The following is a 22,246-nucleotide window of genomic DNA, read 5'->3' on the forward strand; positions in this document are numbered from 1 at the left end:
GGCATACGGCAGCGGGTCTGCCTACGACAGCGCTCCATCGTGCCGTACGGTCCGGCCCGTGCTCCCGGCGGGGGCCGCCCCCACCGGGGCGACGGCCGGAGCGGGCCCGGAGTCCGCGCTGCTCGCCAGGAGCACCGGGTGCGCGGAGGGCCGCTGCGAGGGCAGGAACGCCGCCAGCACCAGGCCGGCCAGCACCGCCCCCGTGGCGATCAGGAACGAGATCCGGAACCCCTCCATGGACGGCACCTGCACCGAGCCCATCGTCACGGAGGTGTTGGCCAGGACCATGCCGATGACGGCGCTCGACACCGACGTACCGATGGAGCGCATGAGGGTGTTGAGGCCGTTGGCCGCGCCGGTCTCCGACGGGTCGACGGCACCGATGATCAGGGCGGGCAGCGAGGAGTAGGCGAGGCCGATCCCGGCGCCGAGGACGACCGCGATGAGCACGGTCTGCCAGGGGGCGCTGAGCAGCCCGAGCCCGGCCCCGTAACCGATCGCGATGATCACCATGCCGAGCATCAGCGTGGTCTTGGGGCCCCGGCGGGCCGAGATCCGGGCGTAGAGCGGGGCGACGAACATCATCGTCACGCCCAGCGGGGCCACGCAGAGCCCGGCGACCACCATCGACTGCCCGAGGCCGTAACCGGTGGAGGTGGGGAGCTGGAGCAGCTGCGGCAGGACCAGGGAGACCGCGTAGAAGGCGACCCCGACCATGATCGAGGCCAGGTTGGTGAGCAGCACCTCGCGGCGGGCGGTGGTGCGCAGATCCACCAGGGGCGCCGGGGTGCGCAGTTCGAACAGGCCCCACAGCAGCAGAGTGGCGACGGACGCGGCGAGCAGTCCGAGGGTGGGCGCCGAGGTCCAGCCCCAGTCGCCGCCCTTGGTGACCGGCAGGAGAAGGAGGACCAGGCCGAGCGAGAGCCCGAAGGCGCCGATGAAGTCGAAGGTGCCGGGGGCGCGCAGCGGCGGCTCGGGGACCAGCGCGTACGTGAGCACCATCGCGAGCACGCCGAGGCCGGCCGAGCCGAGGAAGAGCGCGTGCCAGTCGGCGTGCTGGGCGACCAGTGCGGCGGCGGGCAGGGCGAGGCCGCCGCCCACCCCGATCGAGGAGCTCATCAGGGCCATCGCCGAGCCGAGCTTCTCGCGCGGCAGCTCGTCACGCATGATGCCGATGCCCAGCGGGATGGCGCCCATGGCGAAGCCCTGGAGCGCGCGGCCGGTGATCATCACGACCAGGTCGTCGGTGGAGGCGCAGATCAGCGAGCCGACCACCATGACGGCGAGCGAGGCGAGCAGCATCCGGCGCTTGCCGTAGAGATCGCCGAGCCGGCCCATGATCGGGGTCGAGACGGCACCCGCCAGCAGGGTCGCGGTCATGACCCAGGTGGCGTTGGCCGGGTCGGTGCTCAGCAGGACCGGCAGGTCCTTGATGACGGGGACGAGCAGGGTCTGCATGACCGCGACGGTGATCCCCGCGAAGGCGAGGACGGGCACGATGGGGCCGGAGCGCTCCTTCGGCGGCTCGGGGAGTTCCCCTGCGTGCCGTATCTGTTTCGTCCGTCGCATACGTGGGGCCTCCGGGCAGAGTCGATCACCCGGGCTCCCCCCAAGTGTGTGCATGGTGAACGCTTCGCGGGCGCGGAGTATTTCCGTCGCCGGGAGACGGAAGGACGAAGGCTCCCCACTCCTGTCCGTCGTGCCGGCGGCCGGTATGCCGGTGATGCGGCGACGTGACGAACAAGCCGGTGCGTGATTGACCCCTGTACGCCGTGATCGCCAGGATCTCCGGAACGGTGAACCACGCCCCTCCGACACAGGAGACCCCACGGACATGAAGACCCGACGGTCCGCTTCCGGACGGTGGATCCAGGACTGGGAGCCGGAGAACGAGGAGTTCTGGGAACGCGCGGGACGGAGGATCGCCCGCCGCAACCTGGTGATATCCGTCCTCTCCGAGCACATCGGCTTCTCCGTATGGAGCCTGTGGTCGGTGCTCGTGCTGTTCATGTCGCCCGAGATCGGCCTGGGCTTCGCCCCGGAGGAGAAGTTCCTGCTGGTGGTCGTCCCCACCCTGGTCGGGGCCGTGCTGCGGCTGCCGTACAGCTACGCGGTGACCCGCTTCGGCGGCCGCAACTGGACGGTGTTCGCCTCCGCCGTGCTCCTCGTGCCGACCGTCCTCGCCCTCGTCTTCGTCCAGCGGCCCGGAACCCCGCTGTGGGTGTTCCTGCTGATCGGCGCCACGGCGGGGGTGGGAGGCGCCAACTTCGCCTCCTCCATGACCAACATCACGATCTTCTACCCGCAGCGGCACCAGGGCTGGGCGCTCGGCGTGAACGCGGGCGGCGGCAACCTCGGCGTCGCCGTGATCCAGATACTGGGCCTCCTGGTCATCGCCACCGCCGGGAACACCCACCCCTCGTACGTGATCGCCCTCTACCTGCCGCTCATCGTGATCGTCTCCGTGCTGTCGGCCCTGCGGATGGACAACGTCGATGCCGTGCGCGCGGAACCGGGCGCTCTGCGCGAGGCGGCCGGCAGCCGTCACACCTGGTGGATATCCGTCCTCTACATCGGCACCTTCGGCTCCTTCATCGGTTACGGCTTCGCCTTCGGCCTCGTCCTCCAGAGCGAGTTCGGGTCCACCCCGCTGGAAGCCGCCTCCGTCACCTTCCTCGGCCCCCTGCTCGGATCCCTCGCCCGGCCGTTCGGCGGCAGGATGGCCGACCGGTGGGGCGGCGCACGCGTCACCGTGGTGACCTTCGCCGGGCTGGCCGGGGGCACCGGCCTGCTGCTGATGGCGTCCCGGGCCGGTTCCTTCGCCCTGTTCGTCGCCGCCTTCACCGTCCTGTTCGTCCTCAGCGGCCTCGGCAACGGCTCGACGTACAAGATGATCCCCGCCGTGTTCGCCCGGGAGGCGGAGGAAGCCATCACCTCCGGTGCCGGCGCTCCGCAGGCCTTCGCCCGCGCACGCCGGGTCTCGGGCGCGGTCATCGGCATCGCCGGGGCCGTCGGCGCACTCGGCGGCGTCGCCGTCAACCTGGTCTTCCGGGCCTCGTACCAGGACGCAGGCAGCGGCGACACCGCCTTCCTCTGCTTCCTCGCCTTCTACGCCCTCTGCGTCCTGATCCTCCTGCGGGTCTACCTGCGCCCCGAGCGCACCGCGCCCCCGGCTCCCGGCCCGGCCCGCCCCCGGACGTCCCGTGTCCGCTGACGGGACGCGGGGTCCCGGGGCGGAGGTCGCCACCCACTGCGCCTACTGCGCCCTGCAGTGCGGCACCCTGCTGCGCCCGAGCGGGCCGGGCGTCGAGCTGGAACCGTCCCCGGACTTCCCGGTGAACCGGGGCGGACTGTGCCAGAAGGGCTGGACGGCCCCCGCGCTGCTCACCACCCCCGACCGGCTGCGCAGCCCCCTGGTGAGGGGGCCCGGCGGTGAACTCGCCCCGGCCGGCTGGGACGAGGCCCTGGACCTGATCGTCGCGGGCCTGGACCGGGTGCGTGAGACGTACGGACCCGATGGCGTGGGGGTGTTCGGCGGTGGCGGCCTGACCAACGAAAAGGCCTACGCCCTGGGCAAGTTCGCCCGGGTCGCGCTCGGCACCAGCCAGATCGACTACAACGGCCGCTTCTGCATGTCCTCCGCCGCGGCCGCCGGCAACGCCGCCTTCGGACTCGACCGGGGCCTGCCGTTCCCCGTCACCGACCTCGGCGACGCCGACGTCGTCCTGCTGGCCGGAGCCAACCCGGCGGAGACCATGCCCCCGCTGATGCGGCATCTGGTCCACCCCCGGCTGATCGTCATCGACCCCCGCCGCACCCGCACCGCCGAGCAGGCGGCACTGCACCTCCAGCCCGCCCCCGGCACCGATCTCGCCCTCGCGCTCGGCCTGTTGCACCTCGCGGTGACCGAGAACCTGCTGGACAAGGAGTACCTCGACACCCGCACCACCGGAATCGACGCCGCCTGGCAGTACGCCCTGCCCTGGTGGCCCGAGCGCGTCGAGCAGGTCACCGGTGTCCCCGTCGAGGACCAGCGGACCGCCGTACGCATGCTCGCCGAAGCCGGCCGCCGCTACCTCCTCACCGGGCGCGGAGTGGAGCAGCACAGCAAGGGGACCGACACCACCGCGGCCTTCATCAACCTGGCCCTCGCCCTGGGCCTGCCCGGCCGGACCGGCAGCGGATACGGCTGCCTCACCGGCCAGGGCAACGGCCAGGGCGGCCGCGAACACGGGCAGAAGGCCGACCAGTTGCCCGGCTACCGCATGATCACCGATCCGGCGGCGCGGGCCCACGTCGCCGGGGTCTGGGGGGTCGATCCGGCGTCCCTGCCCGGCCCCGGCCGCAGCGCGTACAAGCTCCTGGACGCCCTTGGCACCCCCGGCGGACCGCGAGCCCTGCTGGTCTTCGGCTCGAACCCGGTCGTCTCGGCCCCCAACGCCGCCCACATAGCGCGGCGCCTGGCCGCGCTCGACCTGCTGGTGGTGGCCGACCTGGTGCCGTCCGAGACCACCGAACTCGCGGACGTGGTCCTGCCCGTGGCCCAATGGGCCGAGGAGGACGGCACGACGACCAGCCTCGAAGGACGCGTCCTGCGCCGCCGGGCCGCCCTCACCCCGCCCGCCGGCGTCCGCACCGACCTGGAGGTCCTGCACGGCCTCGCGGTGCGGATGGGACAGCCCGCCCACCGCTTCCCCGTCTCGCCCCGCACCGTCTTCGACGAGCTGCGCCGGGCCTCCAGCGGCGGCCGGGCCGACTACGCGGGCATCAGCTACGAACGGCTCGACGCCGGGGAGGCGCTGTACTGGCCCTGCCCGGACGCCCCCGACGGGAACCACCCGGGCACGCCCCGGCTCTTCCTGGACCGGTTCGCCCACGCCGACGGCCGGGCGCGCCTGGCCCCCGTGGAGCACCGGGACGCCGCCGAGACACCCGACACCCACTACCCGCTCCACGCCACCACCGGCCGGGTGCTCGCCCATTACCAGTCCGGGGCCCAGACCCGCCGCGTCCCCGAACTCCTGGCCGCCGCGCCCGGGGTGCACGTCGAGATCCACCCCGGCACCGCGGCCCGCTTCGGACTGACCGAGGGCGCCCTGGCCGAGGTCACCTCGGCGCGCGGTTCCACGGTCGCCCGGGTCCGCCTCGTCCCCACCCTGCGTACCGACACCGTCTTCCTGCCCTTCCACTTCCCGGGCGCGGGCCGGGCCAACCTGCTGACCGGACCGGCCCTCGACCCGGTCAGCGGCATGCCCGAGTTCAAGGTGTGCGCGGTACGCGTCGCACCCTGGCAGGAGCCGCAGGCATGAGGGCGACGACCGCCACCACCGCGACCGCGACCGCTTCCGACTCCGCGACCGCTTCCGACACCGCGACCGCCGCCGACGGCACGAGCGCCGTCACCGTCATCGGCTACGGACCCGCCGCCCACCGCCTGGTCCAGCGGCTGCGCCACCACGGCCACCGGGGTCCCGTCACCGTGTTCGGTGCCGAGCCGCAACCCGCCTACCAACGGGCCCAGTTGACCTCCGTCCTCGACGGCACCCTGCCCGCCGGGGCACTGACGCTCGCCCCGCTCCCGGCGGGCGTGGAGGTCCGTACCGGAACCCGGATCACCGCGGTGGACCCGCGCCGCCGCCTCGTCCGCGCCGAAGACGGCACCGAACACCCCTACGGCATCCTGGTGCTGGCCACCGGCTCCCGGCCGGTCCTGCCGCAGCTGGCCGGTGCCGGCCGGCACGCCCCCGGCCTCCGGGTCCCGCACACGCTCCGGGGCGCCCGGCCGGTCACCAAGGGGCCCGTCGTCGTGGTCGGCGGCGGGCTGCGCGGCACCGAGACCGCGTACGCGCTCGGCCGCGCCGGACACGACGTCACCCTCGTCCACCCCGGCGCCCACCCGATGCACCGGCTGCTCGACGGACGGGCCGGGGCCCTCGTGACGGCCGCACTCCGGGAGGCCGGCGCGGTGGCGGAGACCGGCCGTCGTGTCGTCGCCGTGGAACCCGGCAAGGCCCTCCTGGACGACGGACGGCTGCTGGCCGCCGGGACCCTGCTGCTGTGCACCGGCACCGCGCCCGACACCGCACTCGCCCGCACCGCCCGGCTGGCCGTCCGCCACGGCATCGTCGTGGACGACCGGCTGCGCACCAGCGACCCGTACATCTACGCCCTGGGCGACTGCGCCCGGCCCGTCGGCCGCCACCACGGCACCCTGGAGTCCGCCTGGGACGAGGCGGACGCCCTGGCCCGGACGCTCTGCGGCGCCGATGGCAGCCCCGTCGCCGCCCGGTACGTCGTCCGGCCCCGGCTGCCCGCACTCGCCGTGCTGGGCCCGCCGGACGCGCTGCACGCACCCGGGGACAGGGACGAACACGTCGTGCTGTCCGACCCTGCCCGAGGGCGCTACGGGCGCCTCGTGCTGCGCGAGGGCCGGGTGCGGGCCGGCGTCCTGGTGGGCCTGGACCGGGCCGTCGCCACCGTCGGCCGCCTGTACACCGAGGACCGTCCGCTACCCCCGGACCGGCTCGCCCTGCTGCTGGGCACCGACAAGGAGTACACGGGAGGGTCGGCGCTCCCGGACACGGCGGTGGTGTGCCACTGCAACAACGTCACCAGGAAGGACCTCCGGCAGGCGTGGCGGCAGGGCGCGCACGACCTTCCCGCCATCGCCGCCGCCACCCGCGCCACCACCGGCTGCGGCACCTGCGCGGACGCCGTCCGCCGCATCTGCGGGACGGCTGCCGCGTCGTGAGGGGGGCCGGGTACGCGCCCGACGGCCACCGCCCCGTCGTGAAAGGCCTACGCCCCGCCGTGAAGGGACCCCGGACATGACCCGCACCCTGGTCGTCGTCGGCCACGGCCCGGCCGGACACCGGCTGGTCGAGGAGGTCCGGGCCGGCGACCGGTCGGGCCGCTGGCGGATCGTGGTCGTGGCGGAGGAACCCCGGCCCGCCTACGACCGCGTCTCCCTCTCCTCCTACCTCGACGGGAGGACCGCCGCCGACCTCGACCTCACCACGCCCCGGATGCGCACCGACCCCCTGGTGGACCTGCGGCTGAACACGAGAGCGGTCCACCTGGACCGCGGATCCCGCACCGTGACCTGTGCCGACTCCACGGCCCTGGAGTACGACGCGCTCGTCCTGGCCACCGGCTCACGCCCGTTCGTACCGCCCGTGCCGGGCCGGGACCTCGCCGGCTGCTTCACCTACCGCACGATCGAGGACCTCGACGCGCTCCGTGCCGCTGTGCGCCCCGGGGAGCCCGGTGTCGTCGTCGGCGGCGGACTGCTGGGGCTGGAGGCCGCGCGGGCGCTGCGCCTGCTCGGGGCGCGGCCGCACGTGGTGGAGATGGCCCCGCACCTGATGCCCCTCCAGGTCGACGAGGGCGGCGGCAGGGTCCTCGCCCGGCTCGTGGGCGCGCTGGGGGTCGGCGTGCACTGCGGCCGCGGCCTCGCCTCGCTCCACGGGGACCCCGAAGGACGGGTGCGGGCGGTGACCCTGTCGGACGGGACCGAACTGCCCGCCTCAACGGTCGTGTTCTCCGCCGGGGTGCGACCGCGCGACGAACTGGCCGGGTCCGCCGGGCTCGAACGCGGCGGGCGCGGTGGATTCCTCGTGGACGAGCGGTGCCGTACGGCCGACGAGCGCGTGTGGGCCGTGGGGGAGTGCGCGGCGGTGCTCGGCCGCTGCTACGGCCTGGCCGCACCCGGCTACCGGATGGCGGAGGCGGTCGCGCTCCAGCTGCTGGGCTCCCCGTCTGCCGTCTTCCCCGGGGCGGACATGTCGGCGAAGCTCAAGGTCCTGGGCGTGGAGGTGGCCGGTTTCGGTGACGTACACGCCCGGACCGAGGGGGCCGTGGAGTTCGTCCGGGAGGACCGGGCGGCCGGGACGTACGGAAAGCTGGTCCTCGCCCCGGACGGGCGGACCCTGCTCGGCGGAGTCCTCGCGGGCGACACCGCCGGCTACGCGGTGCTCCGCACCCTGCTCGGCCACGAACTCACCGCCCCGGCCGAACTCCTGCTGGCCGGTGGGGCAACTCTCTGAACACGTAAGACATCTGACCTTCCGTCATAATGGAACGTGTTCTACTCTTGCCGCCGTTCCAGTGGCTGCGACCGGCGAGGATCCGCATGGGCATCGGCACGGGCATCGGCATCACCGAAGAGCATCGCGCGCTGGCGCACTCCGTACGGGGGTGGCTGGCCCGGGCCGCCCCGCCCGGCGAGGTGCGCAAGCTCCTCGACGCGGGGGGCCCGGCCGCCCCCGGGGTGCGCCCCGCCCACTGGGAGGCGCTCGCCGGGCAGGGGCTGACCGGGATCCATCTGCCCGAGGAGTACGGGGGCGGGGGCGGCGGTCTCCTGGACCTCGCCGTGGTCCTGGAGGAGGCCGCCCACGCCTCGCTGCCGGGGCCCTGCCTCGCCACCGCTCTTGTGGGTGAGGTGGTGCGGCGGGCGGTGGGCCCCGGGACCGGTGACCTGATCCGGGGCCTCGCCTCGGGGGACCGTACCGCCGCCCTCGCCCTCACCTCCGGCACCCTCACCGCCACCCCGGCCCCGGGCGGCCACCGTCTCGACGGGACCGCCCCGCCCGTCCTCTCCGCCGAGGCGGCCGACCTGCTGCTCCTGCCCGCCGTTACACCCGACGGCGAGCGCTGGTTCCTCGTGGACGCCGGGGCCGAGGGGCTCACCGTGCGCCCGCACCGCAGCGTCGACCCGACCCGGCCCACAGCGGAGGTGCGGGCCGAAGCCGTCCACGTACCGGAGCAGCGGGTTCTGCCCCTCGACCCCGCCCTCGATCCCGACCTCGTCCGGGACCTGGCCGCCGTCCTCCTCGCCGCCGACGCCTGCGGCACCGCCGCCCGGAGCCTGGACACGGCCGTCGCACACGCCGCCGTACGCGAACAGTTCGGGCGGCCCATCGGGGCGTTCCAGGCCGTCAAGCACCTCTGCGCCGACATGCTCGTCCGCCTGGAGCAGGCCCGCGCCCTGACCTGGGACGCGGCCCGCGCCGCCGACGAGAAGCCCGAGGTGCGCGGGCTCACCGCCGCGCTCGCCGCCGCCACCGCGCCGGAGGCCGCGTACAGCTGCGCCAAGGACGCCATCCAGATCCTCGGCGGCATCGGTTTCACCTGGGAGCACGACGCCCACCTCCAACTGCGCCGGGCCGTACTCGCCCGCCAGCTCCTCGGCACCGCCGACACCCACCGGCTGCGCGCCGCCCGCCTCGCCGAGGCCGGGGCCCGCCGCGAACTCTCCCTCGAACTCCCCGCCGAGGCCGCCCGCCACCGCGCCGAGGCCCGCCCCCACCTCGCCGCCGCCCGTGGCCTGGCGCCCCGCGAGGCCCGCCGCGCCCTCGCCGCCACCGGCTACGCCGCCCCGCACCTCCCCGCCCCGTACGGCCTGGGCGCGGGCCCCGTACAACAGCTCGCCATCCAGCAGGAGTCGAGCGAGCACGGCATCCGGCTCAGCGACCTCTCCATCGCCACCTGGGTCGTGCCGTCGCTCATCGCGTACGGGACCGAGGCGCAGCGCGAGCGCTATCTGCCGGCCACCCTGCGCGGCGACCTCCAGTGGTGCCAGCTCTTCTCCGAACCCGACGCCGGATCCGACCTGGCCGCCCTGCGCACCCGTGCCGTACGGACCGACGAGGGGTGGCGGATCACCGGGCAGAAGGTCTGGACGAGCGCCGCCCGCACCGCCGACCACGGCATCCTGCTCGCCCGCACCGACCCGGACGCCCCCAAGCACCGGGGGCTCACCTACTTCCTGGTCGACATGAAGAGGGCCCGGGGCATCGACATCCGGCCGCTGAAGGAGATCACCGGCGAGGCCCTCTTCAACGAGGTGTACTTCGACGACGTGCTGCTCCCCGCCGACGCCGTCGTAGGCGAGGTCGGCGGCGGCTGGCGGGTCGCCCGCAACACGCTCGGCAACGAACGCGTCCACATGGCCGACCAGATGACCTTCGACAGCGGTCTTGAGGCTCTGATCGCGCGCTCCGCAGGGCTCGACGACACCACCCGTGCCCGGATCGGCGCGCTCGCCGCCGAGGCCCACGCCCTCGCCTGCATCGGGCTGCGCACCACCCTCCAGCAGGTCTCCGGCCTCGAACCGGGCGCCGGGGCCTCCGTACGCAAGCTCGTCCAGACCGTCCACCAGCAGAAGGTCGCCGAACTCACCCTCGAACTCCTCGGCCCGGACGGCGCGGTGGACGAACCGGCGGCCGGTGAGCGGGCCCTCCACGGATTCCTGATGTCCCGCTGCCTGACCATCGCGGGCGGCACCACCCAGATCCAGCTCAACGTCGTCGCCGAACGGATCCTCGGCCTCCCCCGGGACCGACCGCACACGACATGAAGAGGAGTCGGAAGATGAAGGCCTACATCGTCGGCGTCGGCATGACGAAGTTCGAGAAGCCCGAGACCCGCGACTGGCAGTACTGGGACATGGTCCGTGAGGCGGGCACCGCCGCGCTGGAGGATGCCGGGGTCCGGTACGACCAGGTCGAGCAGGTCCCCGTCGGCTACTGCTTCGAGGCCTCCACCGCCGGACAGCGGGCCGTCTACGAACTGGGGCTGACCGGCGTCCCCGTCTACAACGTCAACAACAACTGCGCCACCGGCTCCACCGCCCTGATGCTGGCCCGGCAGTTCGTCGAGGGCGGCTCCAGCGACTGCGTCCTCGCCGTCGGCTTCGAGAAGATGGCGCGGGGCTCGCTGGGCGGTGGTACGGAAGGCGGCGGGGGCTTCGCCTCCTCGCCCGTCGCCCGGCACTACGGGATCATGGCGGCCGCCCACGGCTTCGAGATGTCCCCGCCCACCGCGCAGATCTTCGGCAACGCGGCCCGCGAGCACATGCAGCGGTACGGGACCACGCCCGCGCAGCTCGCGGCGGTCGGGGCCAAGAACCACCGGCACTCGGTGGACAACCCGTACGCCCAGTTCCAGGACCCGTACACGGTGGAGGAGGTCCTCGCCGCCCGTACCGTCCACGACCCCCTCACCAAGCTCCAGTGCTCACCCACCTCCGACGGGGCGGCGGCGGCCGTGGTCGTCTCCGAGCGGTTCGTGGAGCGCCACGGCCTGGGGGAGCGGGCCGTGGAGATCGCCGCCCAGGCCATGACCACCGACACCGGTGCCTCCTTCGCCTCCGGCACCTGCATCGACGCGGTCGGCGCCCCGATGTCCCGGGCCGCCGCCCGGCAGGTCTACGAGAGCTCCGGCCTCGGGCCCGGGGACCTCGACGTGATCGAGCTGCACGACTGCTTCTCCATCAACGAACTCCTCACCTACGAGGCCCTCGGCCTCTGCGGCGAGGGGGAGTCCGGCAAGCTCGTGGAGTCCGGGGCGACGACGTACGGCGGGCGGTGGGTGGTGAACCCGTCGGGCGGGCTGATCTCCAAGGGACACCCCCTGGGCGCGACCGGGATCGCCCAGGCCGCCGAGCTGACCTGGCAGCTGCGCGGCGAGGCGGGCCCACGCCAGGTCCCGGGCGCCCGCACCGGCCTCGCGCACAACATCGGACTGGGCGGGGCGGCGGTGGTGACGCTGCTGCGGCGGTGAGGGCCCGGCGGGCCCGCCGACGGGGGGCTGGTCCAGGACTTCGGACCTAGGACGCCCCGGACCCAGGATCTCCGACCGATACCCGATGTACGGGGCATCCACTACCTGCGACCATGACCGTCATGGCAGACGACCCCGCACCCGCGCCCACCCGCACCTCCCGCTCCCGCATACCCACCGGCGCCTGGGCCGTCGTGCTCGCCGCCTGTACGGGGCAGTTCCTCGTCGTCCTCGATGTGTCCGTGGTCAACGTGGCGCTGCCCTCCATGCGGGCCGACCTGGGGCTGAGCCACGGCGCGCTCCAGTGGGTCGTCAACGCCTACTCGATCGCGTTCGCCGGGTTCATGCTGCTGGGCGGGCGGGCCGCCGACATCTACGGGCGCAAGCGGATGTTCCTCGTCGGGCTCGGCGTCTTCACCGCCGCCTCCCTCGCGGGCGGCTTCGCCCAGGAGGGCTGGCAGCTCCTCGCCGCCCGCGCCGCGCAAGGCCTCGGGGCCGCCGTCCTGGCCCCCGCCACCCTGACCATCCTGACGGCCGCCGTCCCCGAGGGGCCCGCCCGGACCAAGGCGATAGCGACCTGGATGGCGGTCGGCGCGGGCGGCGGCGCGGCCGGCGGGCTCATCGGCGGGGTCCTCACCGACGCCCTCTCCTGGCGCTGGGTCCTCCTGATCAACGTGCCGATCGGCGCCCTCGTCCTGGTCGCCGCCGCCCTGTGGATCACCGAGGGCCGGGCGGGCGACCGCCGCCGCATCGACCTGCTGGGGGCCGTCCTCGTCACGGCCGGCCTCGCCACCGTCGCGTACGGCATCGTCCAGACCGAGGCCGAGGGCTGGACGGCCGCCGCCACCCTCGTACCGCTGCTCTCCGGGGCGGTGCTGCTGGCCGCGTTCGTCCTGGTCGAGGCGCGGACGGCGGTCCCGCTGATCCCGCTGCGGGTGTTCGGCGTACGGGCCGTCTCCTCGGCCAACGTGTCGATGTTCCTCATGGGGTCGGCGACCTTCTCCATGTGGTACTTCATGACCGTCTACGCGCAGAACGTGCTGGGCTACTCGCCGTTGGAGGCCGGTCTCGCCCTGATGCCGACCTCGGCCGCCGTCATCATCGGCTCCAAGGCCGCACCCCGGATCATGGCGCGTACGGGGGCCAAGACCCTCGCCGTCGCCGGGGTGCTGATCACCGCCGCGGGCTTCGGCTGGCAGTCCACCATGGGCGTCGACGGCTCCTACCTCACCGCGATCTGCCTGCCCGGCGTCCTGATGATGGCCGGTGCCGGGCTCGCCTCCACCCCGCTGGCCACCCTCGCCACCTCCGGCGCGGCCGCCGGGGACGCCGGACTCGTCTCCGGCCTGGTCAACACCTCCCGCACCATGGGCGGCGCGCTCGGCCTCGCGGTGCTCTCCACCGTCGCCGCGGCCCGTACGGCGGGCTCGGTCGACCCGGCCGAGGTCACCGCCGGGTATGCGACGGCCTTCCGTACGGCGTGCGGGGTGCTGCTGCTCGGGGTGGTGGTGATGCTGGCGTGGCTGCCAAACCACCGGACGCCCCGCGTACGGGAGGAGCAGGCGGCGAAGGTGAAGGCGCAGGAGCGGGTCTGAGCGTGCGGTCCACCCGGACCTGACATGGCGTCAGCAGTCTTCCCAACTTCCGGGGGCTGCGTTATACATGGGCCATCGGCTAGAACGCGTTCTAGAACGGCGCGCCCTGCCGGTCCCGCACGGCCTCGGTGCGGTCGGCGGTGCGGACAGCCGCACCGAGGTCTCCACCGTCGGTCTCCCCCGTCAAGGAGCGGCTTCGCCATGCCCATCGATGCCCGAGCGGCCCTCGCCGCCGAACCCCGCCGAGCCGAGATCGCCTGGAACCACAAGGACGTCCAGCTCTACCACCTGGGCCTCGGCGCGGGCACCCCCGCCACCGACCCCGACGAGCTGCGCTACACCCTGGAGTCCCGGCTCCAGGTGCTGCCGGCCTTCGCCACCGTGGCGGGCGCGGGAACGGCCGCGTTCGGCGGGATGGGCGCGCCCGGCATCGACGTGGACCTCGCCGCCGTCCTGCACGGCGGGCAGACCGTACGCGTCCACCGGCCGATCCCCGTGACCGGCCGGGCCGTGCAGACCTCGAAGGTCGCGGCGGTGTACGACAAGGGCAAGGCCGCCGTCATCGTGCTGCGTACCGAGGCGTCCGACGACGAAGGGCCGCTCTGGACCAACGACGCCCAGATCTTCGTACGGGGAGAGGGCGGCTTCGGCGGTGAGCGCGGGCCCTCCGACCGGCTCGCCGTGCCCGACCGGGACCCCGACCGCACGGTCGAGCGCCCGATCCGCGAGGACCAGGCGTTGCTCTACCGGCTCTCCGGGGACTGGAACCCGCTCCACGCGGACCCGGCCTTCGCCAAGCTGGCCGGCTTCGAGCGGCCGATCCTGCACGGGCTGTGCACGTACGGCATGACCCTGAAGGCCGTCACCGACACCCTGCTGGACGGTGATGTGTCCCGTATCGCCGCCTACCGCACCCGCTTCGCCGGAGTGGTCTTCCCCGGCGAGACCCTCCGCATCCGGATGTGGGCCGGGGACGGCCGCGTCCAGGTGACCGTCACCGCCGCCGAACGCGACGACGCACCGGTCCTCGCCGACACGCTCGTCGAACACTCCTGAACCCAGCAGCACTCATTCTTGGCAGCCGATTCGAGGGGAGCCCGACCCATGCGCGCAGCCGTACTGCACGAGATAGGCCAGGAGAAGCTGGAAGTACTCGACGACGTCGAGGCGGTGGGGTTCGGCCCGGGGAAGGTCAAGCTCCGCATCCGGGCCACCGGACTCTGCCACTCCGACGTCTCCGCGATGAGCGGGATCCTCCCGCAGCCCGCCCCCTTCATCCCCGGCCACGAGGGCGCCGGCGAGGTCGTCGACGTCGGTGACGGGGTGAGCGGCCTGAGCGCCGGGGACCGGGTCCTCGTCTGCTGGCTGCCCGCCTGCGGGGCCTGTCCGTCCTGCAAGCGCGGCCAGACCCAGCTCTGCCTCGCGGGCTTCATGAACGCGGGCACCCCCAACTTCAAGCGCCCCGGCGGCGATGTCTTCGGCTTCGCGGGCACCGGCACCTTCACCGAGGAGGTCGTCGTCGGCGCGGGCTGCGCGGTGCCGATCCCCGACGACGTCCCCTTCGAGATCGCCGCCCTGATCGGCTGCGGGGTCACCACCGGCCTCGGCGCCGCCATCAACACGGCGAAGGTGGAGGCCGGTTCGTCGGTCGCCGTCATCGGCTGCGGCGGCGTCGGCATCTCCACCATCCAGGGCGCCCGCGTCCAGGGCGCCGCCCAGATCGTCGCCGTCGACCCGGTCGCCTCCCGCCGCGAGGCCGCCCTCCGCTTCGGCGCCACCGAGGCCGTCGCCCCCGACGAACTGGCCGACGCCAAGCAGCGCATCACCGGCGGCGAGGGCTTCGACTACGTCTTCGAGGTCGTCGGCAAGTCCGCCACCGCCCGCACCGCCTACGACCACACCCGCCGCGGCGGCACCCTCTGCGTCGTCGGCGCCGGGGCGATGGACGACAACTTCCAGGTCAACATGTTCGAGCTGTTCTTCGACGAGAAGCGCATCCTGCCCTCGATGTACGGCGGCGGGGACGTGCTGCGCTCCTACGAACGGGCCATCGCGCTCTGGCGGGCCGGCCGGATCGACCTGGAGTCGATGATCACCCACCGGGTCCGGCTGGAGGAGGTCAACGACGCCCTGGACCAGATGCGGACCGGCGAGTCGCTGCGTACCTGCATCGAGCTCTGAAACCGGCCCCGGACCGACGACGTTGAGGAATGCCATGTCACTTCCCCTCCCGCTGGACGGGCTGTCCGCGATCGTCACCGGCGCCGGCCGGGGGCTCGGCCGCGCCGAGGCCCTCGAACTGGCCCGGCTCGGCGCCGCCGTCGTCGTCAACGACTACGGGCAGCCCGGCCGCGACGGATCGGGCGAGGCCTCGGCCGCGCCCGCCGAGGAGGTCGCCGCCGAGATCCGCGCGGCGGGCGGCCGGGCCACCGCCCACCTCGGAGACGTATCCGACCACGAACAGGCCCGAGCCCTCGTGGAGCTGGCGGTCTCCACCTACGGAAAGCTCGACATCCTGGTCAACAACGCGGGCATCCTGCGGGACCGGATGGTCTTCTCGATGAGCGAGGACGAGTGGGACGCGGTCATCCGCGTCCACCTCAAGGGCCACTTCAACACCACCCGCTTCGCCGCCGCCCACTGGCGCGCCCGCTCCAAGGAGACCGGCGGCCCGGTGTACGGGCGGATCGTCAACACCTCGTCGGAGGCGTTCCTCGCGGGCTCGGCGGGGCAGCCGAACTACGCGGCGGCCAAGGGCGGCATCGTCGGGCTCACCACGTCCACGGCCCTGGCACTCGCCAAGTACGGCGTCACCTCCAACGCCATCTGCCCGCGGGCCCGGACCCGGATGACCGAGGACGTGTTCGCGGGCTTCCAGGAACCGGCCGACGGCACACTCGACGCGTTGGCCCCCGAGCATGTCTCCCCGCTCGTGGGCTATCTCGCCTCGCCCGCAGCCGCCGGGGTCAACGGGCAGCTGCTCGTCGTCCACGGGGGCATGGTCGCGATCGTCGAACGGCCCAGGGTGGCGGCCAAGTTCGACGCGGCGAAGGAGACCTTCACCTTCGCCGAACTGGACGAGCTGATCACCCCGTACTACGCGGACCGGCCACGGGGCGAGACCTTCGCCGCCGCCGAAGTGCTCGGGCTGAAGAGGGAGTAGGGGAGCGGGGGCGGAAAAAGGTGGGCCCGGTACGGCTGTTCAGCCGTACCGGGCCCACCTCGTCGCGCTGTTCGCCGGCTCAGGCCGCCCTGGATTCCTCCTCGGCGGGCCTGCGGTGGCGGCCGTGCGGCTGCACCGAGGTGTTCTCCATCGACGCACCCCCTCGGTGCTTTCCGGAACCGCCGGTCCCGGCCCCCTCCGCGTCGCCCCCCGGCGTACGCGGTGCGGTGGTGTCGGTTCGGGCTTCAGACATGTGGGAAGTCACCCCGTTGTGATCGCTTACCTGTGTCGCACGTACGTGTTCCGGGGCCCCGCCACCGCCGTCCGACGCGGTCACCGTCGGCGCCCGCGCGGTACGGCTGCGTAGCCCCGGAACCGAGTTTAGCCAGGTGAAGCCGCTCGGTGCAGAGGTGCCTGCCCCAACGGGACGGGCTTGCACACGGCAGGAGGGGTGACGGCGGCGGATGGTTCCGTTCCGCTCGCATCGCCGTCCGTTCCGCACGTTCCGTCGGCCCCCGGAAGCGGGTCCTCGTCCGTCGGTGCGTCGAGCAGGGCCACGGCACAGGGCGTCGCCGCGTTCGCGTACGGGAGGTGCAGCACCCCGTCCCGGCTCCAGTAACCGGCCCCCGCCGACCAGCCCTCCGGCGCCGCGAACTGGTGCAGCCGGCGCCCCTGCGGACGCCAGGTCCCCACCCAGCTCCCGGCCGCCCCGTCGATCCGCAGCGCCACCGCGCAGCTCTCCGGCATCAGCATCTGGCCGGGCTGCACCGCGAACGGCGTCACCGCCACATCCGCCGGCCGCAGGCACTCCGGGAAGCGGACCGGCAGACAGCTGCCGAGGACGCCCCAGCCGAGCCGGTCGTGGCCCGGCGCGTCCGAGCGGAGCAGCAGCAGCCCGCTGTCCGCGTCGGCCAGCAGCAGCCGGTCGTTGCTCTCCGGCGCGATCTGGAGCAGCGGTGTCACCTCGCCGTTCCGCTCCAGGTCCACGGCGACCGCCTTGACCGGGCCGCCGCCCGGAGGCTGCCGGTCCAGGGCCAGTATCCGGCCCGCCCGGTCCAGCCAGACCCCGCCGGAGCAGTGCCCGGGGATCTCGGCGACCAGCTCCGGCCCGAAGGCGCCGCCGGCCACCAGCCACAGCAGTGAGGAGTGGTCGCCCGCCGACAGGGCGTACACGCTGCACCCGTCCGGCGAGGGCGGCAGCAGCGTCATCCCGTCGCACTCGACCGCACCGAGGGGCAGTTCACCGGTGGCGGGCCCGGTCGGGTAGAGCAGCGAGAACATCTGGCGGTCCGCCACCTGCCGCCGGATCAGCACCCGCCCGTCGGCGAGCGGCACCACCTGGGAGTCCGGCTCCTCGGGCTGGTTGAGCGGCAGCGGTACGGCGTAGGGCTCGGGCCCGTCCAGCGTCCAGCGCTCCGGGTACCAGGCCCGCTGCGCGTCCGGGGGGCCGGGCGCGGCCGTCAGCCTGGCCCCGTACGCACCGTCCGCGGTCAGCGTGAAGGCCCCGGGGGCGCGGGGCGCACCGCTCCGGGGCGCGGCGGGGCCGGCCGGTACCGCTCCGGCGGGTTCCTCGGGCTCGCCGGACTCTTCCGGGCCGGGGTCCGCCGTCGTGGCGGCCCCGGCGGTTCCGCCCTCGATGGCACAGGCAGTCATGGACTCGTCACCTCCGGCTACGAAAGCTAGTTTTCGCACGCCCAGCCGGACAACGCGCCCCACCTCACTTCACACATAAGGGTGGTGATGCCCGGATTCTCCTGAGGTGATGGGGGCGGGTGTGCTGGCAGGGGCCGCCGCGCCTATGGTTAGGCAGCCCTAATCAAACAGGCGTGCCCCGTGCACGTACGCGCACCAGCAGGAGCAAGCGATGTCCCTCCGGCCCCGCGGTACCGCCGCAGTAGCCCTGGCGGTTGCCGCCGCCCTGTCCCTCTCGGCCTGCGGCGGCGACGGCGGGGACGGCAGCGCGGCCAAGGCGGACGCGGGCGGTGACAAGAAGGCGGCCGTCGCCACCGGCGGCAAGGACTTCGCGGACGCGGCGAAGAAGACGGCGGCGTACGGCACCGGGGCGAAGCCGGGCGAGTTCCCCCGTACCGTCACCCACGCCATGGGGAAGAGCGAGATCAAGGCCGCCCCCAAGCGCGTGGTCGTCCTCGACGTCGGCGAGTTCGACAACGTTGTTTCGCTCGGTCTGAAGCCGGTCGGCTACGCGCCCAGCGAGGGCGACGCGGCCATCCCCTCGTACCTGAAGAAGGGCGCGGGGAACCCGAAGAGCGTCGGCACGATCAACAGCCTCAACCTCGAAGCGATCGCGGGCCTGAAGCCCGACCTGATCCTCGGCAGCCAGCTGCGCGCGGCCGACAAGTACGACGAGCTGTCCAAGATCGCCCCGACCGTCTTCTCCATCCGCCCGGGCTTCACCTGGAAGGAGAACTACCTCCTCAACGCGGCCGCCCTGGACCGCACCGAGCAGGCCGCAACGGCACTGGCCGCGTACCGGGCGAAGGCGCAGAAGCTCGGCGCGGACATCGGCGCCGACAAGCCGACCGTCTCCATGGTCCGCTACATGCCCGACCGCCTCCGCCTCTACGCCAAGGCCTCGTTCATCGGCACGATCCTTGAGGACGTCGGCCTGCCCCGCCCGAAGAACCAGCAGATCGACGACCTCGCCACCGAGATCAGCCCGGAGCGGATCGACGAGGCGGACGCCGACTGGATCTTCACCGGTGTCTACGGCGACGCGAAGGCGACCCAGCGCGACACCGCCCGGTCCAACCCGCTGTGGAAGAAGCTCGACGCGGTCAAGGAGGGCCGGGCCAAGGACGTCTCCGACGAGACCTGGTACCTGGGCCTCGGCGTCACCTCCGCCGGGCTGGTCCTCGACGACCTCCGCGCGGACCTGGTGAAGTGACGAAATGGGCATGTGAAGTAACGATTCGTGTCCGGCCGCCGGTCCTGGCCCACAGGTCCGGCGGCCAGGGGCGGCGGACCACGCCGGACAGGTAGCCTTTCCCCCGTGCCCCGTCTGTCTGAACTCATCGCCGCCCTCGACGCCCTCTGGCCCCCCGAGCGGGCCGAGGGATGGGACGCGGTCGGGACGGTCTGCGGCGACCCGGACACCGAGGTCGACCGGGTGCTGTTCGCCGTCGACCCCGTGCACGAGATCGCCGACGAGGCCCTGGAACTCGGCGCCCAGCTGATCGTCACCCACCACCCGCTCTATCTGCGCGGGACGACGACGGTCGCCGCCGACACCTTCAAGGGCCGGGTCGTCCACGCCCTCATCAAGCACGGCATCGCGCTCCACGTCGCGCACACCAACGCCGACACCGCCGACCCCGGCGTCTCCGACGCCCTCGCCGGCGCCCTGGACCTGCGCGTCACCGGACCCCTCGTACCCGACCCCACCGACCCCCACGGCCGGCGCGGACTCGGCCGGATCTGCGAGCTGGACCACCCCGAGACCCTGGCCGCCTTCGCCGCCCGGGCCGCCGCCCGGCTCCCCGCCACCGCGCAGGGCATCCGGACGGCCGGAGACCCGGAGGCCCTGGTGCGCACCGTCGCCGTCAGCGGCGGCTCCGGCGACAGCCTCTTCGACGCCGTGCGCGCCGCGGGCGTCGACGCCTTCCTCACCGCCGATCTGCGCCACCACCCGGTGTCCGAGGCCGTGCAGCAATCGCCGCTCGGCCTGGTCGACGCCGCGCACTGGGCCACCGAGTGGCCCTGGTGCGAGCAGGCGGCGGCGCAGCTCGACGCGCTTTCCGACCGCCACGGATGGGACCTGCGGGTCCATGTCTCGAAGCAGGTCACCGACCCCTGGACCACCCACCATTCCTCTGGAGCCCCCAACTGAACGCCGCGCCCGCCGACCAGATCCGACTCCTCGACGTCCAGGCCCTCGACGTACGCCTCTCGCAGCTCTCCCACAAGAGCAACTCGCTGCCGGAGCACGCCGAGATCGAGCAGCTCAGCAACGACCTCGCCCAGCTGCGTGACCTGCTGGTCGCCTCCACCACCGAGGAGAGCGACACCACCCGCGAGCAGACCAAGGCCGAGCAGGACGTCGACCAGGTGCGCCAGCGCGCCGTGCGCGACCAGCAGCGCCTGGACTCCGGCGCGGTCTCCTCGCCCAAGGACCTGGAGAGCCTCCAGCGCGAGCTCACCTCGCTCGCCAAGCGGCAGGGCGACCTGGAGGACGTCGTCCTCGAAATCATGGAGCGCCGCGAGGCCGCCCAGGAGCGGGTCACCGAGCTGACCGAGCGGGTCTCCGCCGTCCAGGCCAAGGTCGACGACGCCACCGCCCGCCGGGACGCCGCCATCACCGAGCTGGACGCCGAGATCGCGACGGTGACCAAGGACCGCCAGGTCGTCGCCGAGGTCATCCCCGCCGACCTCCTGAAGCTCTACGACAAGCTCCGCGCCCAGCAGGGCGGGGTCGGCGCCGCCCGGCTCTACCAGCGCCGCTGCGAGGGCTGCCGGCTGGAGCTGAACATCACCGAGGTCAACGACGTGAAGGCCGCGTCCCCCGACACGGTGCTGCGCTGCGAGAACTGCCACCGCATCCTGGTCCGCACGGCGGAGTCGGGCCTGTAATGAGCATCGCCCGCCGGCTGGTGGTGGAGGCCGACGGCGGCTCCCGGGGCAACCCGGGACCCGCCGGTTACGGGGCCGTCGTCATCGACGCGGCCACTGGCGAGACCCTCGCCGAGGCCGCCGAGTACATCGGGGTCGCGACCAACAACGTCGCCGAGTACCGGGGCCTGATCGCCGGTCTCACGGCCGCGAAGGCGCTGTTCCCGGACGCCGGGGACGCGCTGCGGGTCCACGTCCGGATGGACTCCAAGCTGGTGGTCGAGCAGATGTCGGGGCGCTGGAAGATCAAGCACCCCGACATGAAGCCGCTGGCGGCCCGGGCCGCCGCGATCCTGCCGCCGTCCTCCGTCACGTACGAGTGGATCCCGCGCGCGCAGAACAAGCACGCGGACCGGCTCGCCAACGAGGCGATGGACGCGGGCCGCGACGGCCGGCAGTGGGAGGCGTCCGCCTCCACGGCCGAACTGGACGCACCCGCACGCACCCCGCTGCCCGACCGTGGCCCGCCCGGTGACGCGGTGGCGGGAGCGGCGAAGGCCCGGGCCGCACTGGCGGCCGCGCGGGGTGGAACGGCGGACGCCGGAACGCTGTTCGAGGTCGACGCCGGTGCTTCGGAAGAGCCCGAGCCCACCGACGTCACCGCCGTTCCCGCGCCCGAGGCCGCCTCCCCGCAGGTCGGCTGGGCCGCCGCCCCCGACCTCGGCGCACCCGCCACCTTCGTCCTGCTGCGGCACGGCGAGACGCTGCTCACCCCCGAGAAGCGGTTCTCCGGCAGTGGCGGCACCGACCCCGAACTCTCCGCGGTCGGCCGCGACCAGGCCGCCCGGGCCGCCCTGCACTTCGCCGCGCTCGGCACCGTCCAGGACATCGTCTGCTCGCCGCTGCGCCGCTGCCGCGAGACCGCCGCGGCCGTCGCCGACCGCCTCGGCCTGGACGTCCGTATCGAGGACGGCCTCCGCGAGACGGACTTCGGCGCCTGGGAGGGGCTGACCTTCGGCGAGGTGCGCGAGCGGTACGGCGACGACCTGACCGCCTGGCTCGCCGACCCGGAGACCGCGCCGACGGGTGGCGGCGAGAGCTTCACGGAGGTCGCCGACCGGGTCGCGGCCGCCCGGGACCGCCTGACCGCCCGGTACGCGGGCCGCACGGTCCTGGTCGTCACCCATGTGACCCCGATCAAGACCCTGGTGCGGCTGGCGCTGGAGGCTCCGGCGCAGTCGATGTTCCGGATGGAGCTGTCGGCGGCCTCGATCTCGACGGTCGCGTACTACGGGGACGGCAACGCCTCCGTACGCCTCCTCAACGACACCTCGCACCTGCGCTAGCGGGAACAAAGGCC

Annotated in this window: 17 protein-coding genes; 14 read left to right on the forward strand and 3 right to left on the reverse strand. The window is 73.6% G+C overall.

Annotated elements, in window-relative coordinates; all coding sequences use genetic code 11:
• Positions 1 to 21: 21 nt before the first annotated feature.
• Entirely contained in the window at positions 22 to 1,569 is a 1,548-nt protein-coding gene (locus IE264_RS03645; protein ID WP_032753060.1) for an MFS transporter, read from the reverse strand.
• Positions 1,570 to 1,834: 265 nt separating this feature from the next.
• Between IE264_RS03645 and IE264_RS03650 the strand changes: the two genes are divergently transcribed.
• The 10 genes from IE264_RS03650 to IE264_RS03695 all read left to right on the forward strand — a co-directional run bounded on the left by IE264_RS03650 (position 1,835) and on the right by IE264_RS03695 (position 16,320).
• The gene (locus tag IE264_RS03650; RefSeq protein ID WP_032753058.1) at positions 1,835 to 3,214 is read left to right on the forward strand and encodes an MFS transporter; all 1,380 of its coding nucleotides are present in this window, start codon (positions 1,835 to 1,837) and stop codon (positions 3,212 to 3,214) included.
• Complete coding sequence (locus IE264_RS03655; RefSeq protein WP_032753056.1) at positions 3,204 to 5,309, forward strand: molybdopterin oxidoreductase family protein; 2,106 nt, start codon at positions 3,204 to 3,206, stop codon at positions 5,307 to 5,309. The genes IE264_RS03650 and IE264_RS03655 overlap by 11 nt, the downstream gene beginning before the upstream one ends.
• On the forward strand, positions 5,306 to 6,751 hold the full coding sequence (locus tag IE264_RS03660; protein ID WP_051821636.1) for an FAD-dependent oxidoreductase: 1,446 nt from the start codon (positions 5,306 to 5,308) through the stop codon (positions 6,749 to 6,751). Before IE264_RS03655 ends, IE264_RS03660 begins: the two co-directional genes overlap by 4 nt.
• Before the next feature lie 76 nt (positions 6,752 to 6,827).
• The gene (locus tag IE264_RS03665) at positions 6,828 to 8,045 is read left to right on the forward strand and encodes an NAD(P)/FAD-dependent oxidoreductase (RefSeq protein ID WP_032753054.1); all 1,218 of its coding nucleotides are present in this window, start codon (positions 6,828 to 6,830) and stop codon (positions 8,043 to 8,045) included.
• Positions 8,046 to 8,131: 86 nt separating this feature from the next.
• The gene (locus tag IE264_RS03670; RefSeq protein WP_032753052.1) at positions 8,132 to 10,357 is read left to right on the forward strand and encodes an acyl-CoA dehydrogenase family protein; all 2,226 of its coding nucleotides are present in this window, start codon (positions 8,132 to 8,134) and stop codon (positions 10,355 to 10,357) included.
• Positions 10,358 to 10,371: 14 nt separating this feature from the next.
• Positions 10,372 to 11,562, forward strand: coding sequence for a lipid-transfer protein (locus IE264_RS03675; protein WP_032753050.1), 1,191 nt, complete (start codon positions 10,372 to 10,374; stop codon positions 11,560 to 11,562).
• A gap of 113 nt (positions 11,563 to 11,675) precedes the next feature.
• Positions 11,676 to 13,157 carry an MFS transporter gene (locus IE264_RS03680; RefSeq protein WP_031122259.1) on the forward strand — a complete coding sequence of 494 codons (1,482 nt, stop codon included), beginning with the start codon at positions 11,676 to 11,678 and terminating at the stop codon, positions 13,155 to 13,157.
• A 201-nt stretch (positions 13,158 to 13,358) separates the two neighbouring features.
• Positions 13,359 to 14,213, forward strand: a complete 855-nt coding sequence (gene chsH3, locus IE264_RS03685) for an enoyl-CoA hydratase ChsH3 (RefSeq protein WP_032753047.1) — start codon at positions 13,359 to 13,361, stop codon at positions 14,211 to 14,213.
• 48 nt (positions 14,214 to 14,261) lie between these two features.
• Positions 14,262 to 15,338, forward strand: a complete 1,077-nt coding sequence (locus IE264_RS03690) for a Zn-dependent alcohol dehydrogenase (protein WP_015608217.1) — start codon at positions 14,262 to 14,264, stop codon at positions 15,336 to 15,338.
• Positions 15,339 to 15,372: 34 nt separating this feature from the next.
• Positions 15,373 to 16,320, forward strand: coding sequence for a 3-oxoacyl-ACP reductase (locus tag IE264_RS03695; protein ID WP_032753045.1), 948 nt, complete (start codon positions 15,373 to 15,375; stop codon positions 16,318 to 16,320).
• A gap of 79 nt (positions 16,321 to 16,399) precedes the next feature.
• On the opposite strand, the gene IE264_RS03700 is transcribed toward IE264_RS03695, so the two are convergent.
• Together IE264_RS03700 and IE264_RS03705 are read right to left on the reverse strand one after the other, a co-directional pair.
• On the reverse strand, positions 16,400 to 16,573 hold the full coding sequence (locus IE264_RS03700) for a hypothetical protein (RefSeq protein WP_164711276.1): 174 nt from the start codon (positions 16,571 to 16,573) through the stop codon (positions 16,400 to 16,402).
• Positions 16,574 to 16,701: 128 nt separating this feature from the next.
• Positions 16,702 to 17,973, reverse strand: coding sequence for a hypothetical protein (locus tag IE264_RS03705; protein WP_032753042.1), 1,272 nt, complete (start codon positions 17,971 to 17,973; stop codon positions 16,702 to 16,704).
• A 211-nt stretch (positions 17,974 to 18,184) separates the two neighbouring features.
• Between IE264_RS03705 and IE264_RS03710 the strand changes: the two genes are divergently transcribed.
• The 4 genes from IE264_RS03710 to IE264_RS03725 all read left to right on the forward strand — a co-directional run bounded on the left by IE264_RS03710 (position 18,185) and on the right by IE264_RS03725 (position 22,232).
• On the forward strand, positions 18,185 to 19,225 hold the full coding sequence (locus IE264_RS03710) for an ABC transporter substrate-binding protein (protein ID WP_032753040.1): 1,041 nt from the start codon (positions 18,185 to 18,187) through the stop codon (positions 19,223 to 19,225).
• A gap of 105 nt (positions 19,226 to 19,330) precedes the next feature.
• Complete coding sequence (locus IE264_RS03715; protein ID WP_032753038.1) at positions 19,331 to 20,167, forward strand: Nif3-like dinuclear metal center hexameric protein; 837 nt, start codon at positions 19,331 to 19,333, stop codon at positions 20,165 to 20,167.
• Positions 20,164 to 20,907 (forward strand): zinc ribbon domain-containing protein, encoded by a 744-nt coding sequence (locus tag IE264_RS03720; RefSeq protein WP_180288904.1) that lies wholly within the window; start codon positions 20,164 to 20,166, stop codon positions 20,905 to 20,907. The genes IE264_RS03715 and IE264_RS03720 overlap by 4 nt, the downstream gene beginning before the upstream one ends.
• On the forward strand, positions 20,907 to 22,232 hold the full coding sequence (locus IE264_RS03725; protein WP_032753035.1) for a bifunctional RNase H/acid phosphatase: 1,326 nt from the start codon (positions 20,907 to 20,909) through the stop codon (positions 22,230 to 22,232). The genes IE264_RS03720 and IE264_RS03725 overlap by 1 nt, the downstream gene beginning before the upstream one ends.
• Positions 22,233 to 22,246 lie beyond the last annotated feature (14 nt).

It is taken from the genome of Streptomyces microflavus (assembly GCF_014650075.1).
Lineage (GTDB): Bacteria > Actinomycetota > Actinomycetes > Streptomycetales > Streptomycetaceae > Streptomyces > Streptomyces microflavus.

What these genes read in the sequence shown, in the direction of transcription:
- IE264_RS03705 (WP_032753042.1), bottom strand. Translation starts at nt 17,973, where the DNA reads ATGACTGCCTGTGCCATCGAGGGCGGAACCGCCGGGGCCGCCACGACG.
- IE264_RS03675 (WP_032753050.1), top strand. Translation starts at nt 10,372, where the DNA reads ATGAAGGCCTACATCGTCGGCGTCGGCATGACGAAGTTCGAGAAGCCC.
- IE264_RS03725 (WP_032753035.1), top strand. Translation starts at nt 20,907, where the DNA reads ATGAGCATCGCCCGCCGGCTGGTGGTGGAGGCCGACGGCGGCTCCCGG.
- IE264_RS03680 (WP_031122259.1), top strand. Translation starts at nt 11,676, where the DNA reads ATGACCGTCATGGCAGACGACCCCGCACCCGCGCCCACCCGCACCTCC.
- IE264_RS03645 (WP_032753060.1), bottom strand. Translation starts at nt 1,569, where the DNA reads ATGCGACGGACGAAACAGATACGGCACGCAGGGGAACTCCCCGAGCCG.
- chsH3 (WP_032753047.1), top strand. Translation starts at nt 13,359, where the DNA reads ATGCCCATCGATGCCCGAGCGGCCCTCGCCGCCGAACCCCGCCGAGCC.
- IE264_RS03690 (WP_015608217.1), top strand. Translation starts at nt 14,262, where the DNA reads ATGCGCGCAGCCGTACTGCACGAGATAGGCCAGGAGAAGCTGGAAGTA.
- IE264_RS03650 (WP_032753058.1), top strand. Translation starts at nt 1,835, where the DNA reads ATGAAGACCCGACGGTCCGCTTCCGGACGGTGGATCCAGGACTGGGAG.
- IE264_RS03665 (WP_032753054.1), top strand. Translation starts at nt 6,828, where the DNA reads ATGACCCGCACCCTGGTCGTCGTCGGCCACGGCCCGGCCGGACACCGG.
- IE264_RS03660 (WP_051821636.1), top strand. Translation starts at nt 5,306, where the DNA reads ATGAGGGCGACGACCGCCACCACCGCGACCGCGACCGCTTCCGACTCC.
- IE264_RS03695 (WP_032753045.1), top strand. Translation starts at nt 15,373, where the DNA reads ATGTCACTTCCCCTCCCGCTGGACGGGCTGTCCGCGATCGTCACCGGC.
- IE264_RS03710 (WP_032753040.1), top strand. Translation starts at nt 18,185, where the DNA reads ATGTCCCTCCGGCCCCGCGGTACCGCCGCAGTAGCCCTGGCGGTTGCC.
- IE264_RS03670 (WP_032753052.1), top strand. Translation starts at nt 8,132, where the DNA reads ATGGGCATCGGCACGGGCATCGGCATCACCGAAGAGCATCGCGCGCTG.
- IE264_RS03700 (WP_164711276.1), bottom strand. Translation starts at nt 16,573, where the DNA reads ATGTCTGAAGCCCGAACCGACACCACCGCACCGCGTACGCCGGGGGGC.